The organism is Spirosoma sp., from assembly GCF_026391055.1.
GTDB lineage: Bacteria > Bacteroidota > Bacteroidia > Cytophagales > Spirosomataceae > Spirosoma.
The window spans coordinates 109,613-128,187 of sequence record NZ_JAPLET010000031.1; the positions used below are offsets into that span (position 1 = coordinate 109,613).

The window sequence follows — 18,575 nt, forward strand, 5'->3', positions numbered from 1 at the left end:
TTTGTGTTTTTACCTCTGAATTTGACCAAAACCTGGTTATAGACGAGCAAAGGGGCGGATTGAAAAATCCGCCCCTTTGCTCGTCTATTGCTTCACAATTCGTCGTCTGAACACCTGCTCGCCTATCCTGACCTCCACAAAATACACGCCGGGCGGGGCGGTTTTTATATCGAGCGTTTGCTGGAAGAGGTCGGCTGTTTTCTGATGATTTTGCCGGGATAGCTCAACACCCGTTACGTTTCGAACGCCCAGCGTTAAGGTGCCCCGTTGCGGACCGCTGAAGAGCACCATCATTTGCCCATCGCTGGGGTTTGGCGTTACTTGCAGAGCCTGTTCGGCAAGGGGTACATTGCCCGTCACGGTACCCGCCCGCACGTTGACTGTGACCACTGCCGTGGTGCTGCACAGATCCAGACCCGAACCGGTAACCGTATACGAGGTCGTTTGGGTAGGCTGCGCCAGGACCTGCGGCCCTAAGGTCGTGTTCAACCCGCTTCCTGCCCAGTTGTAAATACCGGCTCCACGGGCATTCAGCGTAACGGTTTCGCCGGGGTTGATGAATAGCGACGAGGCCGCTATCTGCACCGATGGTTTCTGGCCCACGTTGGCCACAATATTATGCGCTACGTTCAGACCCAGGCTGTCGGCGTACCGGAGCCAGTTGCCCTGCTGGTTCTGCCGCCAGGACGTTGCCCCCAGCGATTCACCGTTTTTCGTCGTCACAACAGCAATGGTATCACCGGTGGTGTACGGGAACGTAACCCCCACATGGAAACCCAGTCCGCTTACCGGTACGTTCCGATCGAAGGTGACGGTGGTGGGGCGGTTGTTCGCTACATCGTCCAGAATCACCCGCAGGGGTACATCTTTCTCACCCAGCACCGCACCAGGGCCACCTTGGAAACCGCGCCCGTTCCAGACGGTTACGGTCACTACCGATTCAGTCGAGGCTCCCCTAGCGGCCTTGGCCACGCCAAACTTAAGCGATGCCCCGGCCAGATTCGTATAGCCCAGCTTATTGGCGAAGAACTCCGATACGGCTTTACTCTTATGGCTGTTCTGCCCGGCTACATAACCCGTTCCGCCCACTTCCTGTAACACCGTTGGTGTGCCGTTAAAGTTGCTAACCGTATTGCAAAGTCCCTGATTGAGCACTTCAATGTATTCGGTACGCGTAACCGGATCGGACTGCCCAACGGCATTAGTCGTTACCAACGTTACTTTAAACTTGCCCGGCTGGGTATAGGTAACAACAGGATTCTGCTCCGTTGAGGTGGATGGCGTACCGCCCTCGAACGTCCATAGCCAGCTCGTCGGGAATCCATCTGAGAGGTCGTTGAACTTGATCTGACCACCTAATAATACCTGCTGATTATCGGCCCGGAAGTTAGACACCGGCCGAACAGCCACCAGGGTACCGCACACGTTGGACGACAAAAGACTTACCCGCCGGGGACTGAGCGCCATAACGGCCCGAATTCTGTCTTTTTGATTCAGCGTGAAAATATTCATGCAGGCATCGTTGGAGTAATCCATGTAGTTCTGCACCATATTAGTTGATCCACAACTCACCCGACCAATCGGGCAACCTCGACTCTCTGATGCCTGCGGGGGCGTATCGGCGCAAAAGTCGTCACCGCAGTTGGCATCGCCCCAGATATGGCGAAGACCAAGCCAGTGGCCCGTTTCGTGCGAGAGTGTTCGACCAAGGTTATACGTATCGCGCATGGTGGGGAAGGTCCCTTTCTCAGCATTGCCAAAGGAACGATAGTCAATCACAACACCATCGGTGCTGGCAGGACCATCGGAGGGGATGCCGGGCAGGTTGGACTGGCTCGGGAACTGTGCGTAGCCCAAAAGCTGCCCACCACCGGCTACGGCATCATTCAGATCGACAACCCAGATATTATAATATTTGTCGGGGTTCCAGTTGGTGCTGGGTTTAAGAATACCTTCAATATCGTTTCGGTTCCAGTTGGCCCGGTTGCCGTTGTAGCGGTCGATACCCGGCTCAGCCATCGACTGCCCCTGTGGATTGACGATGGCGGGGCAGAATTCGATTTCAATATCGGCGCCTAATGGATTATCATTGAACCCCCGTGTGCCCGCCTTCCGCCGAAAATCTTCGTTGAGTGTGGTAAGCTGAGACTGCACCTGCGCCCGGCTGAGGTTACGCCCGGCTCCGACAGCCTCGCCATTATGAACAACATGGATTACGACAGGAATGGTAATGACCGTCGCTAAGCCTACCCGGCCACTAGCCATCTGTTTTTTGATCTCGACCATTTTACGCTGCAAGGCCCGCTCAAAGTCATTGAGGGTGCCCAGCTCAGGATGACGAGCGCGGAGCAGACTATCCATCTCCATCGTAGCACACTGCTGGGCAGTCTGAGCGCGTACTCCTGATGTCAACAGGACAAGTAGTGATAAGCTGAGTAGTAGTCGGAACATACGCTTATTTAGTAGTAACCGAGTTAAACGTAAACTGATAGCTGGCATTAATATCCGGGAAGTAGTACTGTACCGTCAGGGCACTGGCGGTCAGGTTTTTGATCGTCCAGGGATATTTACCATCGAGTGCAGGAATGTAGAACTCCAGGCTTGCATTAGCGTTGACCAGCGTCCAGGTGTCGGTCACGTAAATATCCGGGTCTGACGCGTTACACTTTGTGGCCCCTTCGCTTGCTTCGAACTTGTGTTCGGGATTGGCGTAGAAGGTAAGTAGATCGTCATAAATGCAGGGATTAATACCTGACTGCGAAACCGGGATTACGCCCGATGGAGTGCCATCGTCAATTATCTGGAGGGACACCATCTTCCAGGTTTTCTTTTCTGTACCCGTCAGCAGTTGCGAATAAGTGGCGGGTTTGGGCTCCAGCTTCTCGGAGCAGCCGCCAAAGAGCCACCCTGTCACAACCGGAATAAGTACTAAACGTATAAGATATCGCATGATCGAAATGTATCAATAACTTAATAACTCATTAACCAAACTACTGCGGTGTATAGGTTTGGGCATAGGATAGGGTGGTATCCCGGCCATTACTCATTCTAAGCCTGAACTGAAGCGTTAGTGAGATCTTTCGGTCGATGGGGTTCCAAGCTCCTCGACCCGAAATCTGATCGGTTGAGTTGAGTTCGGGGTTACCCTGGGGCGGTATCGTCAGGGAGTTATCGCCATTGTCTATAAACGTAAGGGTTGGTTTTGTGGCGTTGAAATCAAGAAGGCCGATATTCCAATTTTTCAGAATATACTGTTTGCAGTCGGTGCTGGTAATCTCCACATCCGACGCGGTGTAGCTCTGCGCCCCCACCCGGCCGCTGCCCGTATAGAAACCACCAAACAAACAGTCGTCTTGAATGGTAAATTTCAACTGCTTGCCTAAAGCGCCCTCCTTGCCAAACCCAACCTGTAATGTACTGGGCTGAACGCCTGTCAGCGTGAAGATGAGCGACTGCGATTCGAGGATGTTGTTGGCATTGTTGATCAACTGAAGCTTAATACTGCCCGTACTGGACTTTGCCGGAATGATTACCGTTCCTTTCGTTCCGGCAATGGTATAATCCTTGCCTTCACGCGCTGTACCGCTGATGCTGTATGTGACCGTTATGGGCTGGTCCAGTATGGGACCTGCGTTGTGTATACTGAGGGAGATAGGCTTGCTGTAGCTTTCTTTATACGTTAGGGTGGTGTCCGTAAACCGTACGAAGTAAGGGCCCTCAAACGTCCGGTCCAAATCTTGTGGCTCACAGGCACTCACTCCCCACCCAATCAGGGCAATCGCCAACAGACCAAGCATCCAGCGACCAGCAGCTATTGAATATTTCTTTTTATTTTCCATAGTCCAGAACAAGACAGTTTTCTACCATTTCCAGCACTGTCAACTGTCGATCAACAAATTACCTTATAACAATAACCAATCAATAGCCCGGATTTTGGGTTAAGGCTGTGTTTTGCTGAATTTCCCGCTGTGGTATCGGCCAGAGTTCAAAGCGGCTGTTCCAGTTGGGTGAGAACGCCGACATCACGGCCTGCGCCCGGCCCGTCCGGACCAGATCATACCAGCGATGGCCCTCAAACGCCAGTTCATATACCCGTTCCCGCTCTACGGCGAGGAGTACATCTGCCTGGGCGGCTGCCGTTATGGCTGGTGCTTTTGCCCGGGTACGGAGTACGTTGAGGTCAGCAACAGCCCCCGATGCACCCGTCAGTTTACCCTGCTGCGCTCTTGCTTCGGCCCGGATCAGGTACATTTCGGCCAGCCGAATTAGTACAATGTTGTTATTGTCTTCCGACGCCGTTCCGTATTTCCGCACCGTCCAGCCATTATCATTTCCCCGTTGCTGCTGGGCGTTGAAGGTAATGGTTTCACTGCGGGTACCAGACTCGGCAGAGAGGAGCGAGCTAACAAGCTGGTTGGATGGAATGACTTCCCGCCGACCAACCAGCAGGTTGTTCAGGCTGTAAGCTCCTGTGCCAGGATCATCTGTCAGGGTATAGCCTACTTCAATGATTGCTTCATTGGTAAAGTCTTTCGTAACAAGGTCTGAGTAATTGGTTTGCAGCGAATACACGCCTGAGCCAATCACAACGGTAGCCAGTTGCTCAGCCTGTGTCCAGTTTTTCTGGTACAGGTAAAAGCGGGCCATTGCTGCCTGGCAGTTGATCTTGTTGATGTAAGCGGCATTGGTCGTTGCATTCGTCGAAGCCGAGGTTACATTAGGCAGATCGGTCAGCGCTGCCTGATAATCGGCCAGAACAGAAGCCAGAATATCCGCTTTTGACGTGCGGGTAATCGTCGTATTGGCCACCTGGTTAGTGGAGGTCACCTTAGGAATATCGCCAAATGTATAAGCCCCGATGAAGTTGGCCCAACCCCGCAGAAAACGGGCTTCGGCCAGCACTTGCTTGCGGGTAGCTTCGGACACATTAGCTACAGCAGGCAGCCGCTCCTGTATAAAATTGGCTACGTATACCGTGTTATAAATGCCCTCCCAAAGGGCATCCACGGCTCCATTGGTGGCTGTAATTCGTTTGGTACCGAACTCGATATTATCCGTAAACGTACCGTTTGCCTGGATGTAATCGGCGGTAAAGTCTCCGGCTATGATAGTAGGCGAAGCCATACCCCGAAACGCACTGTATAAACCAATCCGTACCGGCTGCACATCATTGGGTTCGTTCAGCACCAGTTCATCGACGAGCAGGGTAACCGGTTTAGGTTCCAGCACCTCCTGACAGGCTCCCAGGCTGACCAGTGTAATCAATAGGCTATATCGTAGAAAGCGAATCATCGTAAAGCAAATTAAAAGCTAAGGGTTGCCCCTACCAATACCGTTTTGATCTGAGGGAAGGTAAAAAAGTCAATGCCCTGCGCCGTAGTAGACCCATCAAGTGTGCTTACTTCCGGGTCCGCGCCAGAATACCGGCTCCAGGTCAGGATGTTCGTAGCCGAGACGTACAGACGGGCGTTGGCCACCTTGTATTTATTGATCCAGGTCTTGGGAATATTATAGCCTAGGGACACGTTTTTCAGCCGCAGGTAAGACCCGTCTTCCACAAACCGGCTGCTGGTGTAGTTATTATATGTATTCTGATATTCGTAACGGGGTACGCTCGTGATGTCACCCTCTTTGCGCCAGCGTTTGAGTGCTTGCCGTGTCTGGTTATTCTGAATGTCGGCACCAGAGTTGAGCAGTGTTTCATTGGATAAATTCAGGATACTGTTGCCGTACGAGAATTGGAGCAGCGCGCTCAGGTCGATGCCTTTCCAGGAGACCTTGTTGGTCAACCCGCCGTACACTTTGGGCTGGGCATTGCCAATGACTTGTCCATCGGCGGGGGTAATGCGCCCATCACCATTCTTGTCGTCATAAATAGCATCGCCGGTGGCGGGGTCAACCCCCAGAAATTTAAGCCCCCAGAATGTTCCCAGCGGCTGGCCGGGTAACACGACGTTGGTATTGGAAACGCCATTGCCCTGATACCCCCGAAAAACCGGCTCTGCACTGGCCAGCTCCACCACTTTGTTCACATTATGGGACAGGTTTAAATCCGTACTCCAGCGAACAGCCTTATTGACGTTCACCGTCGAAATGGTTAGTTCCAAACCTTTGTTGGATACTTTCCCGATGTTGCCCTGCACGGTGCTGAAGCCAGTGGTTTGCGGGATCGGCTGGGCAAACAGGAGCTTATCCGTGAGGTTGTCATACGCATCGAGGATTATATTGAATCGACCGTTGAAGAAGGAAGCATCCAGACCGATGTTCGCTTCACGGGTGCGTTCCCACTGCAGGTTTGCATTGGCCAGCCTGGTTGGCCCTACCCCTGTTGCGCCACTATAGGTAACCGATGACCAGGTGCCCAGAAACTGAAAATCGCCGATGCGCTCGTTGCCCGTAAAGCCGTAGCTCGTCCGTAATTTCAGGTCGCTCAGGAACCGGAAGCGCTCCATGAACTTCTCGCTCGAAATACGCCAGGCAAAGGAGGCTGATGGAAACACCCCAAACCGGCGACTCTGCCCAAAACGCGACGAGCCATCGTAGCGGGCAGTAATCGTCGCCAGATACTTTTCATCATAACTGTAGCGGACTTCACCAAAGGTCGATAATAGCCCGTTGTTCGTTACGGAGGAGCCGCCCTGATCGACGATACCTGCTGAATTTATGTAGGTAAAGTCATCGCTGGGAAATAACCGACCCTGAACATTGCCATCCCGCAAGGTATGTTGAAGCAGTTCAAAACCTGCCAGCACATTGAACTGGTGTTTCTCGGCTAGCTGAAAATTATAAGTCAGCGTGTTGGTATTAACAAACGTAGAGTATGACTGGTTGATAAAAACCCCATACCCCTGATAGCCCACGCTGGGCAGGTAGCCACCGATGGCCGTTGTCGACGGTTCAAACTGATCTTCGGTTACGTTGTTGTAGTCAATATTTACTTTCGATCGAAAGCGGAGGTTTTGGAGGATTTCGTATTCGGCATACAGGCCCGCCAGTATTTTCACCGTGTACGCATTAAACCGCGGCAACACAGCCTGAGCCACCGGGTTAAAGTTAGGAAAACCCGCATATTCGGCGTCGGCGGGGCCGTAGAGTCGCCCTTGCTCATTATAAGGCGAATAGTAGGGCAGACTTTTTATGGCGCCGGAATAAACCCCATCCAGAAAATTATCGCCTTTCACCCGCTTGTTGAGAGCCCTGGATAGGGTCAGGTTGGTACCAAAGGATAGTTTATCTGTAGCTTTATGATCCAGTTTCAACTGGCCGGTTAAGCGGGTAAACTGGTTGTTCAACTGTACACCCTGCTCATCGCGGTAGCTGCCGCTGAGGTAAAACTGCGTACGGTCGTTACCCCCCTGGGTCGATAACTGGTATTGCTGATAAACCCCTTTGCGAAGTACAGCATCTATCCAGTCTGTATTCTGACCATCGGTAACGCCTTTAATCAGACCCAGCTTATCGGGGTCCAGTCCGGCATTGGTAATGGCTTCGCGCTGTAGCTCCAGCAGCTCGACCGAATTAAGTAGATTCGGCCGCTTCACAACGTCCGTTATTCCGCGCTGAACATCGGCCGTAAAGCTGGTTTTTTGGGCTTTCCCCCGTTTTGTGGTGATGAGTACCACACCATTGGCCGCCCGTGATCCATAAATGGCCTTAGCCGAGGCATCTTTCAATACCTGCATGGATTCGATGTCGTTCGGATTGAGAAGGGCAAAGGCATTATCCGTTTGTCCACCAAAATCACGGCCCGATAAACCAGTACTTCCTCCATCTTCGATAGGTACGCCATCGACAATAAACAGCGGGCGGTTACTGGCTGATATGGACGTATTGCCCCGAACGCGCACGGTGAGTCCGCCACCCGGCGTACCCGACGACTGCGTCACCTGAACACCGGCCGCCTGCCCTTGCAGGGCCTGGTCGAAACTGGCAACGGGGATATCTTTGAATTTATCGGGAGAGACCGAGGCAATGGAACCGGTAATGTCTTTTCGCTGAGTTGTGTTATAGCCCGTAACGACCACCTGGCTCAGTTCATTAACGGCTTCCTGCATGGGCACGTTAATAACGGTACGGTTGCCCACGGTTATTTCCTGCTGCACCAATCCGATTGAAGTAAACAGAAGCACAGCCGAACTGCCCGGAACCGTGATCGTGTAATTACCATTGGCATCGGTGCTAACCCCGTTTGTTGTTCCCCGAACGGAGATGTTAACGCCAGGTATCGGCAGTCCATCTTGCTGTGATGTTACTCTACCCGTTATACGCAGCTGCTGAGCAAACAGATAACCCGGCAGCAGAACCAGCAGCGCCAGCCCCAAAATAGTACCACAAAATTTTCTCATGTATAGGTTATACGCTAGGCAAAAGCTTTTGAGATTGAACTACGTATTTACAGGAAAATGACAGCCGAAAACTACTGGCAAGCTACTATTTTTTACATGAAAATACACCATTATTCCATGAACTCAATAGTTTTAAACCAGTAAGAGCAGACGCCGTTTCTTTCAACAGGCGATTCAGGTGGCAGGGTAAAATATCGTCCTGCGTTATCTGCCTTTCAGCAAATCATTTACTCTTCGGTACGTGAAAAACGCTCGATCTGATGCATTATATATACTCAGTGACAATATTTTTTGAACGGCAGTTTTTACTCTATACGCAGCGAGGCTCCCCGGTTTTCCGGGGAGCCTCGCTTTACCATCAACTACAGGTTGTTACTTTGGATTTCTTACGGGTGCACTTCCTGCAGCTGCCGGGTTGTAGACCAGCTCATTATCGGGTACGTCCCAGTAATCGAGGAAGTTATACGTAATAGTTGCATTCGTATTCACTTTACCAGCTTTGTCAACAACAACGGCACCGGTACGGCCTTTCGAGATCACTTCCCAACGACGGGCATCGTAGAACGAAAGTCCGCGAAAAACCAGGGCTACCCGACGCTCTTTGCGAAGTTCTTCCTTGGCAGCATCGAGCGTCAGCCCGCTCAGAGGAGCTAAGCCAGCCCCCTGAAACGAACGAACCGCATCAATCGAAGCCAGGGCACCGGCAATGTCGCCCGTGTAGAGTTTAGCCTCGGCCTTCATCAGTTCGTTTTCTTCGTAGGTACCTGCCAGATACAGCTCATACGCGCCAACGGTAAGGTTGCTCAGCACAACAACACCGGCTTGTCCTTTACCACCACTCACCAACTGCCAGCGGGTGTTAAACGAGTTACCCCGGTCGGAGTTGAACAAGGCCGGAGCAGCCAATTGGGTAAAGTTGTTAGTTAACCGCTTGTCGCCAGCCGGGAAATCCTGGATCAGGCGCTCGCTGATTTTGTAGGTAACCGTACCCGGCGTTCCCGTCGATTTAGCGGCCATGCTGCCGTTAACGCTGGAGATAAAATCGGCGTTATCGGTCGAGCGACCGGTAAATACGTTATCCGTCGATTTCAGACCATCGTTAGTCAGAGTCAGAATCTGGCCCCATTGTGCAGGCGTCATGGTAGCGGCCGTTGTATTTACCATAATGTTGCGGGCTTTGAGCGTGTTGATGCTCCGTTTCCACATATCCGTTGTTGGCGGAACACCTTTACCCACCTGATTGAACTGAGGAACCAGCGCCGTGATCGTTGCCGTATAAGCCGCGTCAGTACCCAGTGTCGTCAATAGCGTAGCGGCCTGGTCGAGGTTTTTGTTGGCTTCAGCAATGATTTTCTCTTTGGCCACATAGTTGGCGTTGGTAGCACCCGTCTTATCATTGATCAACCCTGCGTAATAAATAGACCCAATGCGCGAATAGGCATAGCCTTTCCACCAGTAAGCCCAGGCCAGAACGGTGTTCTTTTTAGCAGCCGCCGACGTACCCGAAAACGTAGTTGAATTAACGATGTCAATCACGTTGTTCATGGCGTTGTTCAGGTTGTACATGTACCCCCACTCGTAGAATAACGGGTTTGCACCGGCATTGGCGTTAGTGTTAACAGTCCGCAGCAGGGCGAGCTGGGTATTGATGGCACTTGGGTTGGCCACCTTCGTACCATCGTCCAGCGTTACCATGTCGGGCATACCAATCTGATTACCATACACGTTAGCGGCTTCTTCGCCCACTACATCGCCCATCAGTTCATGGAACCCGACGGCACCGGTCCAGAAATAGCCCGGAATACCATCGCTGTATTTGATGCCGTCTCTGAATCCGTTGATGTACACACTACCCTGGGCCAGGGCAATAACGCCCGTTTCGGTCGAGGCACTGGCCGGCGTAGGCTGGTTAGGATTTTTGACATCCAGTTGCTCCTTGCAGGCGCCAAGCAGGCTAACCAGCGCCAGAGACAGGATTGTTGTTTTTATATATCGTTTCATGAAGTTGTTCGTGCTGATAAAAAATTAGAAGCCAAAATTGAGAGAAACCTGATACGAACGGTTGTTTGGCGTCGTGTTATGGTCCGTACCCCGATCCCATGCCGAACTTTCGTTACCCGTTGTCTGACCGGAGCTTACCTCAGGATCAAATCCTGTATACTTCGTGAACGTGAGCACATTACGACCGCTGAAGACAACCTGCAAACGGCGCATCGGCAACTTGATGAGCTTGGTCAACTCTACACCCAGCGCCACGTTCCGAAGCCGTACAAACGAAGCATCTTCGTAGAAGTAATCCTTCGTTCCGTTGTTGGCACCCGCCTGATAAACACCCCGATAGAAGGCCGTCCAGGCACCCGTTTGCCCGTTGATCGTGATCGGATTGGTGTAATCCTTATGGATACCATCGCGGTACATCCATTCTTTCGTCTGGTTGTAGATGTGGCTGCCCTGCGTCCAGTCAAACTGGAAGTTCAGCGTCACGATGTCGCGGAACGAAATATCGTTGATGAACGACGATACAAACGTAGGATTCGGGTCGCCAAAGCTGTACTGAGCCGAGCTAAACAGAGGCTGCTTAGTTGTTTTATTAACCACGTAGCCATTGCTGGCCACTTCGTAGTTGGCTTTGGCACTTTCGGCAATGGCGGGCGTGCCATCGGGCAACACCTGATCGAGGCTGTGAATAGCCAAGAATCCGAACAGTTGACCAATTTTCTGACCGGCTTTCAGCACGTAGTTGGTGCTGCCGGCACTGGACGTCACAACGATCTGCTGATTACCTTTTACGGCGTCGATCTGCGAGCTCTGGTGGCCAAAGTTCGTTGTGAAATTCCAGGTAAAGCTGCGGCCCCGATACACAGTTGCATTTAAGGAGAACTGCGTTCCTTTAGACGATAGTGAGAAGGCATTGTCCTTAACCGTTCCGATACCCGTAGATGGAGCCGAGTTCACGTTGTAGATCGCATTGTCGGTGGAACGATCCCAGTAGCTGAACGAGAAGTTCAGCTTGCGGAGCCAATCGCCGTTGCCGCCTTTAATCGTGAAGTCTGTTCCAAGTTCAAGTTCTTTCGACACCTCTACGCCCAGATCCGGGTTGCTTTGTGTAACGGTGTTATAAAACACGTTGTTAGCTCCGAACGTACGCGTACCCAGCGTTACGTACCGGTCGAATGGCCGGGGCTGAATACCCGCCTGACCGTAAGCCGCCCGCAGTTTGAACTCAGGCACATACGTACCCAATGCGCTATTCTGCCAGAACGTAAGCGACGAAGGGCGTATATATCCATCGGCGTGCGGGAAGGTAAACGGCGTCGACCCACGTCCGAATGCTGATGAATAATCGGAACGGAAACCGGCGGTAACACCCAGCAGTTCGCCGTATTCGATATGCTGGTTGATCAGGTATCCGTAGGTTACGAAGGGCGTGCTGTTGTCAAGCGAAACCCGGTAAGTACTGGCCTGAGCGGCTGTATAGGGGTTGTAGGTAGGTACGCCAAGCGCATAGGTATCGAATTCCTTGTAATTGTTTTTCCGATAGTCGAACGAGATTTGCGTTGATGTCCGAATGGGGATATTCAGCTTAAAATCTTCCTGAAAATCCGTTTTGATGAAGGCACTGGCCAGGAAGTTCTGAAATACGGTTTTGTAATCGTAGGTCGAGATTTCCCCTTTGGCGTCACTGGCGTTCAGCGAAGTAGCATAACCGGCTCCGTTGGCGACAATATTCCGATTCAACGTCTGATTACCATATGTGTAGCGTTCGCCTTCCTGCGTGTAATTTAAACCATACCGGGCGTTCAGGTCCAGATATTTGATGGGTTTGTAATCCAGTTCAACGCTTTGAATAACGTCTACCTTGTTGTCGGCGTGGTTGCGGTATTGAAGACGGTAGTTCGGGTTGTACCCGTTTACGCCCGACGCGCTACCAAAATAAGCGGCATAATTTCCGTCCGGATCGACGTAATCGTAATTGTCGAACGGACGAGTGTTGTTAATATCGTACCAGACAGCCCGGTCGTAGGTATTGATCGTGTTCTTGGTGTATACTAGTTGGGATATGCTGCGCAAGGTTAAATTCTTGGCAAGGGTCATCCCAATGTTGCTAACCAGGTTGCTCCGATTAAAGGCTCCATTGTTTTTCAGAATGGTCGACTGGTAGCTATTGGATGCCGTGATGCTGTAATCAGCTTTACCACTTCCGCCCGAAATGTTCAACGAGTTGTTGATTGTTTCCGAAGGCCGGAAAAACATCTTGTAATAATCGTAGAACTTCAGGTTCTGGTCGTACGGCTTGTTGGCCTGGCTGTTTACATCCAGAGCATTGTACTGTACGTTTTCGCTCCAGGTGCTGGTAGCCGGATCGAAGGCAAGGGGCTTACCAGATACACCAATTACGTTGTTGCTGGCATCCGTTACAAACGCGTGCTTATCGGCCTGGGCCACACCACCTTTGTTAATGTATGTGTTGCTGGCATAGCTGTTTGAGAAGCTGATCTGAGCCGGGCCATCTTTACCCCGCTTGCTGAACAATTGAATAACGCCATTGGCACCCTGCGCTCCGTAAAGTGTACCGGCAGCCGCACCCTGGATAACTTCAACCCGTTCAATTGTACTCAGATCCAGGCTGTTGATGTCGGTAGAACCCACCTGCACACCATCCATCAAGACAATTGGCGATGTACCCCGGTTAATTGTATTGATACCCCGCAGCAGAATATTGGCTTTTGAGCCGGGTGTACCATTGGCACTCACGATCTGAGCACCGGCAATTTTACCAACCAGAGCCTGATCGATCGAAGCCGTTGGTGCAGCCGGAAGGTCTTTCGCCGATACAGATTCCACGGCAATACCTAACTTGGTTTTTGAGGTAGCCACCCCAACCCCCGTTACCACGACTTCCGACAGTTGACGCGAGTCCGACACCAGGCTCACATTCACTTCCGATTCACTACCGAGTTTAACTTCCTGTGTGGTAACACCTACAAAGCTGTATACCAGAATTGTCCCTTTTCCGGAGGGAACTGTAAGGGTATAAATACCGCTGGCATCCGTGGTTGTTCCCTTTGTCGATCCCTTTACTACCACCGAAACACCGGGTAAAGCGGACCCATCCTCTGCCGACGTAACCTTGCCGACTACTCTCCGTTCCTGAGCCCACGCTGTAGACCAGATCGAGCCTACCAACAGCAAACTCAATATTAGAATTCTACTCATTTAGATGTTGTTTGTTAGGTTAAAAAGAAGTTCTTAACCACAAAACTAATATCAAAATAATTCAATAAGAAATTAGCCCCACTTGATCAAAGTTAATTTAAAGTATGCCACATGGCGAATAAAACAAAATTATATTTTGCTACTTATTACTATAAAAGATAATTTTAATCGTAAACATTATTCCATTTTTAGCAAAATCGAAACAATATGTATATGAGTAATTCTAACATAGTATAACGATATACTCAAATATTATAACGTTTACTTTTTATAGTGCTAAAATCTTCACAAAAAAGCATGACCCTACCAACATTAATCTTCATTATTTTGTACAAATTTTTAATATCATTTTAACTATTTGTTTTATTTATATGTGCATACGCGTATTCTTGAAATTATACAGTTTTTGGCTGTACTACTCCAGATAGAGAAGAACGGTATTGAATACGTGATTGGGGTATTTGTATGCGTTGTAGATCGATAGCCAGACTGATAGCTGACTCATTTATAATAAGTATATTGCCTTTAATTTGTAGACAAATAGACGGGTATGAGTAATTTAAGCCAGTCGGCAAAGGGCTTGGATTCGTTTTACAGCCGCTGGATTTATCAGGCTATCCAACCTGGTGTAATCGCACGAATATCGCGCGAAAAGAGTTGTTGGAGCCTTAAAGGTCTGTCAGGGATAGGCTTGATTCTTCTGCTGTTTATCCAGTTAAAGCCCGCTTCATCACGGATAACGGTTTATGCCTTTCTTAGCACCGAATGCCCTATTAGTCAGCAATACGTTCGGACATTGGAAAAGCTGCATCAGCGGTATAGCCCAGTGGGGGTTCGATTTGTAGCCATGTTCCCTCTGTCTACTGATTCGCCCCAACGGATCAAACGATTCCGTTCCGAATATGGCCTTCCCTTTGCTGGCCGCCCGGATGGTGGCGCGCAACTGGCCCGACAATTTCGGGTACGTGCTACGCCCGAAGTAGTGGTCATGCAAGCAAATGGCACCGTACGATACCAGGGCGCTATCGATGATTGGTATATTTCGCTGGGCAAACACCGCCCCCATATGACGAGTGCTTATCTTCAGCAAGCCTTGGACGCGCTGCTGGCCAATCAGGCCGTTACAACAGCCCGAACAGAGGTTGTTGGCTGTTTATTGAACTAACGAAGTCGCTACTTTATGTAATAGAAGACCAGATTCATCATTTCATCGGTCGAGTTCCACCCGTAGCCCACCGTTCGGGCAGGCCGGTTTGGATTGAGTGGGTTCTGGTCGGTGTTGTCGTAACTGGCTTCGGCAATGATGGTGGCCCCTTTAGGCAACACAAGCGGGGTTTGAAAGAAGTAAGACAGTTGCCAGTTATAATCCCAGGCATCAATTTTTATCAGATTAATCACATCCCCATCGGGGGTAATGGCAAACGCCCGAACCGACTTTCCCAATCGATGCATGTGGGGTAAAACGGATAGAAGCCGGACGGTGTCAGGTAGCGGGCCGTAATTCATAAAAAACGTCGGCTTTGTATTGGCAGGCAGTTGAAAGGGTTGATTGGTCACGTTATTCTCTGTAAGAGTCAGTGTTTTTACGACCCGTTCCACTGGTTTCCGTGCATAATACAACCGCACTTCAGACTGGTCCTGATCGGCCTTTGCCGACGGGGAATAGTGTATATTAAGAATCAGGTCGCTGCCCGCCCGAATTAGCTTGGCGGCTCCAGCTGGAAATGTTACCCGGTCATTACCCGGCACCCACCCATACAGAAATTCGTCGGCCAGCGGTGTTTTCTGAAATTCCTGCAAGCGAGAGTCCTCTTCAGTTATGCCGTCAATACCGGCCATCGTGCCCGTAGAGTCGATCATTAGCCGACTGTGGTGGAGTAACTTACGGTTACCAGGCACAAACTCAATGGCTTCTACCCAAACATCCTGCGTTAAGCCCATGGGTACGTGAAAATACCGAAAATCCTCCTGCACGTCGCCTTTAATATTGTAAGGCTTCATACGAAGCACAAGATCGGGTGTTCGGGCATTGGGGTCGGCCTGAGTTGCCCTTTCTTTCACCCTGTTATCCCTTACCCGTACCCCTTTGCCCTGTACCATGCCCCCCTGCACCCAGGCCTGAATGGTACTTATCTCGGTTTCTGACAGGCCCCGCTCGTTGGAATAATGCTGAAACTGGCGGTCAGCCGGGAAAGGCGGCATGTATCGAATCTGGGTGACTTTGGCAATAAACTTACCTCGTTTGGCTACGTCTTCGTAAGTCAGCAGGCTAAACGGTCCTAACCCGCCGGGGTGGTGGCAGGGTGCACAGTGCTGAGCAAGAATTGGCTGAATATTGGCTGTATATGTGGGGGTCTGTGCCAGCAGCCAAGGAGCTGTCAACAGCCAAAGCAATGCGATTTCAAATGGCCCCTTCTTCATTGGATTCGAATATACAAAAATAGCAGCAGCGGGCTAACCCGCTGCTGCTAGTCATTGAACTGGTGGCGTTATTACCGCACGGTGAAATTCAGGCGGCAATTGGAGTTAGCCTGTGATACCGGCGTTGGATCGAGGCAGATACTGTCTTCGTTCCACACTTTAAACACCAGGCCATCAGTCGTTGTAAGCTCCCAGGTAATCACAAACGCATCGGCAGTTGCAACGGTTTTACCACCTACCACCTGTGCGCCCTGCAAACGAGCGCCAGCGGGGCGGGGACGGGCAGGGTTTTCAAATACCTTCACTGCGTTTACCTTGTCGTATTTGACGGTAGCATCTTTGTAGAGCGTATAGATATCGGCAGGAGAAAGGCTAAACGCATTCCACTGGCGGTTCGCCGTGGGAGCGTCAATCGTTTTCACTATTTTACCTCCGCCACCCAGCGATACTGTCTTTGGGTTTCCGTCAGGGTCAGTGTACGACTCGATCATATCTACCTTGATAACGATCTTACTCACAGTGAGCTTATTATCAAGCGACACCCAACGGATTTTGAAGTCAATTTTTGACGCATCCTGCCCCGTAAGCGGAAAGTTTCTGGCATTGGCCGCAAAATTGGCTTTAGCGGTTTCGGCTACTCCGTCAAAAACACCCAGGGCGTGTACACCTGGCTCCCAGGGTTTGTTTGGGTTAAGTGACTCATCCTGGCAACCGACCAGCAGCATAACTGCCGCCGTTAATGAATATAAAAATAGTTGTTTCATTGCTGTCGTTATCTGGTTAATCCACCGGCTACGTGCTTAGGCATGTTCGTAGCCAGTGGCTATGATTTTCCTAGTACTCCCACTTAACTTTTACCTTGTCCCAGAAAATCGGATCCCGGTCGAAAATCACGTCGGAAACGTATTTAGCTGCATTCGGATTCAGCGCACCTTCAGACTGCGGATAGGGTAAGCGCAACGCATACTGACGGGGTGGCTTCGAAATCGGCGCCTGAATCCCTACTGAGAATTGTTTAAACTGGCTTTGAATGGGGTAGCCCGTCCGGCGTTGCAGGTTCCACATATCCATGCCCTGTCCCCATGAACAGAACCAGATCTGCTTGGCCACCACGTTCAGTTTAGACTGGGCAGACGTAGCTGCATCATACAGGTCCAGCCATGCTTTCACATAGGCATCAATTTCGGTCTGCGCGGGTGCTTTGGCCCGGGTAGGATCTGATTTAAGACCCTGAGCGACAACCACGGCAATCTGCTCACGCATGGCTGCTTCAAAGAGCGCCTTAGGGTCACCCGTTACGCCTGTTCCGTCCAGAATAGCTTCCACCTGATAGTACTTGGTGTTCCAGCTATGGATCAGCGGCCACAGTCCGTCACCACCGAAGTTCAGCGATGCCTGGCCCGTGAGGGCTACAGCAGGCACAGTCCGGTCAGAATACACACCACCCGCCGGATAGGTACCAGGGGCAGTCCGTAGTGGACCATCGGCAGCAGCACCCGATACGTCGGCACGATCCCGTCCGAAGTAACCGGCGATATAAGCCAGATCAGCAGCAGGAATGGCGCCCGTGATACCAAATGCGTTCTTGTATTCATCCAGGAATGAAGCCCGAAGCGGCAGGTACGATCCGCCGAAAGGCGTAGTACCCCGGTCGGTTGGGTTATTCTGGTCCAGAATCCGTGATGTTTGCCGGTAGAAGTAGAAAGGCAGACGTGGATCTTTGTTCAGCATCATTTCGCCCATCAACTGGTGGTTGATGTAGGTTGGGTCCGAGGTTCCGGTGTAGGTAATAAACCAGGGGTGGGTGTTCCGTTCGGGCGAGATCTGCTTGGAATACAGGTAAGACCAGTTCTGCGCAGGGGTTGAAATAAATCCGCCCGCATCGAAAGCCGCCTTTAATTCGGCATTGCCATTGGTACGGCCTTTGCGTGAGGTAAGCAACAAACGCAGCTTCACCGTTCTTGCAATCCGTGTCCAGGTAGTGGCATTACCCCCACCCATGTAGTCGTTTATTACCGCAACTGGCTGAGGCTTAGCCAATTCCACAATGGCCTGATCGCACAGTTTAAGCAGATCCTCATAAATGGCAGCATCCTTATCGAATACAGGCGATGTATTTGGTTGAGCCGTATTTCCTTTCCAGGCTTCAGTGTACGGCATATCGCCAAACATATCCACAAAATTACCCATCGAGTAAGCCTTGAGCACCAGGGCAATACCCCGATAGCGCGGATTCTTACCGTCTTCCGTCGCCCGCAGCATTTCTTCAATGCTCTGCATGTTTCGGTAAGCATCATTCCAGGTTCCCTGGAAGCTGGTGTTGCTCAGGTTGTAAGAATCGTTGGAATTCCAGAGTCCCGCAAAGCCCATAGCACTGCTATTGACACTCGTGAACGCATCACGGGCCGCATTCTCCGCTACGGGCAACAGTAGACCCAAAGAACCGGATGCTGGTTTGTTAGGATCTGTATTGATATCCAGGTCGGTATAGCTACACGCACTGACTATGCTCATAAATCCAGCCAGTGCCAGCGTCCTGATACTATTTTTAGTATTAATCATTGTAACTGCTTAGTTAGAATTTATAATGAG

At 50.9% G+C, this 18,575-nt stretch carries 11 protein-coding genes; 1 reads left to right on the top strand and 10 read right to left on the bottom strand.

The genetic code is table 11. The features are described from left to right. Positions 1-84: 84 nt before the first annotated feature. The 7 genes from NT073_RS32310 to NT073_RS32340 all read right to left on the bottom strand — a co-directional run bounded on the left by NT073_RS32310 (position 85) and on the right by NT073_RS32340 (position 13,562). Positions 85-2,451 carry a M43 family zinc metalloprotease gene (locus NT073_RS32310; protein WP_297382338.1) on the bottom strand — a complete coding sequence of 789 codons (2,367 nt, stop codon included), beginning with the start codon at positions 2,449-2,451 and terminating at the stop codon, positions 85-87. Positions 2,452-2,455: 4 nt separating this feature from the next. Then, entirely contained in the window at positions 2,456-2,950 is a 495-nt protein-coding gene (locus NT073_RS32315) for a hypothetical protein (protein ID WP_297382340.1), read from the bottom strand. Between the two features lie 40 nt (positions 2,951-2,990). Next, positions 2,991-3,839 (bottom strand): hypothetical protein, encoded by an 849-nt coding sequence (locus NT073_RS32320; RefSeq protein WP_297382341.1) that lies wholly within the window; start codon positions 3,837-3,839, stop codon positions 2,991-2,993. Positions 3,840-3,918: 79 nt separating this feature from the next. Further along, a complete protein-coding gene (locus tag NT073_RS32325; protein WP_297382343.1) occupies positions 3,919-5,292 on the bottom strand; it encodes a RagB/SusD family nutrient uptake outer membrane protein in 1,374 nt (457 codons plus the stop codon). Between the two features lie 11 nt (positions 5,293-5,303). After that, positions 5,304-8,345, bottom strand: a complete 3,042-nt coding sequence (locus NT073_RS32330) for a TonB-dependent receptor (RefSeq protein ID WP_297382344.1) — start codon at positions 8,343-8,345, stop codon at positions 5,304-5,306. Positions 8,346-8,717: 372 nt separating this feature from the next. Further along, positions 8,718-10,346, bottom strand: a complete 1,629-nt coding sequence (locus NT073_RS32335) for a RagB/SusD family nutrient uptake outer membrane protein (protein ID WP_297382346.1) — start codon at positions 10,344-10,346, stop codon at positions 8,718-8,720. Between the two features lie 24 nt (positions 10,347-10,370). Continuing rightward, on the bottom strand, positions 10,371-13,562 hold the full coding sequence (locus tag NT073_RS32340) for a SusC/RagA family TonB-linked outer membrane protein (protein WP_297382348.1): 3,192 nt from the start codon (positions 13,560-13,562) through the stop codon (positions 10,371-10,373). A gap of 550 nt (positions 13,563-14,112) precedes the next feature. Between NT073_RS32340 and NT073_RS32345 the strand changes: the two genes are divergently transcribed. Further along, positions 14,113-14,727 carry a redoxin domain-containing protein gene (locus NT073_RS32345; RefSeq protein WP_297382350.1) on the top strand — a complete coding sequence of 205 codons (615 nt, stop codon included), beginning with the start codon at positions 14,113-14,115 and terminating at the stop codon, positions 14,725-14,727. An 8-nt stretch (positions 14,728-14,735) separates the two neighbouring features. Here the strand turns inward: NT073_RS32345 and NT073_RS32350 are convergent, their stop codons facing one another. From NT073_RS32350 to NT073_RS32360, 3 genes are all read right to left on the bottom strand, one after another. Beyond that, entirely contained in the window at positions 14,736-15,983 is a 1,248-nt protein-coding gene (locus tag NT073_RS32350; protein ID WP_297382351.1) for a hypothetical protein, read from the bottom strand. 71 nt (positions 15,984-16,054) lie between these two features. Next, complete coding sequence (locus NT073_RS32355) at positions 16,055-16,747, bottom strand: hypothetical protein (protein WP_297382352.1); 693 nt, start codon at positions 16,745-16,747, stop codon at positions 16,055-16,057. 70 nt (positions 16,748-16,817) lie between these two features. Beyond that, positions 16,818-18,545, bottom strand: a complete 1,728-nt coding sequence (locus NT073_RS32360; protein WP_297382353.1) for a SusD/RagB family nutrient-binding outer membrane lipoprotein — start codon at positions 18,543-18,545, stop codon at positions 16,818-16,820. Between the last annotated feature and the right edge of the window lie 30 nt (positions 18,546-18,575).

Bases quoted from the DNA above. Each gene is read 5' to 3' on its own strand.
- NT073_RS32310 (WP_297382338.1), bottom strand. From the start codon at position 2,451: ATGTTCCGACTACTACTCAGCTTATCACTACTTGTCCTGTTGACATCA.
- NT073_RS32315 (WP_297382340.1), bottom strand. From the start codon at position 2,950: ATGCGATATCTTATACGTTTAGTACTTATTCCGGTTGTGACAGGGTGG.
- NT073_RS32320 (WP_297382341.1), bottom strand. From the start codon at position 3,839: ATGGAAAATAAAAAGAAATATTCAATAGCTGCTGGTCGCTGGATGCTT.
- NT073_RS32325 (WP_297382343.1), bottom strand. From the start codon at position 5,292: ATGATTCGCTTTCTACGATATAGCCTATTGATTACACTGGTCAGCCTG.
- NT073_RS32330 (WP_297382344.1), bottom strand. From the start codon at position 8,345: ATGAGAAAATTTTGTGGTACTATTTTGGGGCTGGCGCTGCTGGTTCTG.
- NT073_RS32335 (WP_297382346.1), bottom strand. From the start codon at position 10,346: ATGAAACGATATATAAAAACAACAATCCTGTCTCTGGCGCTGGTTAGC.
- NT073_RS32340 (WP_297382348.1), bottom strand. From the start codon at position 13,562: ATGAGTAGAATTCTAATATTGAGTTTGCTGTTGGTAGGCTCGATCTGG.
- NT073_RS32345 (WP_297382350.1), top strand. From the start codon at position 14,113: ATGAGTAATTTAAGCCAGTCGGCAAAGGGCTTGGATTCGTTTTACAGC.
- NT073_RS32350 (WP_297382351.1), bottom strand. From the start codon at position 15,983: ATGAAGAAGGGGCCATTTGAAATCGCATTGCTTTGGCTGTTGACAGCT.
- NT073_RS32355 (WP_297382352.1), bottom strand. From the start codon at position 16,747: ATGAAACAACTATTTTTATATTCATTAACGGCGGCAGTTATGCTGCTG.
- NT073_RS32360 (WP_297382353.1), bottom strand. From the start codon at position 18,545: ATGATTAATACTAAAAATAGTATCAGGACGCTGGCACTGGCTGGATTT.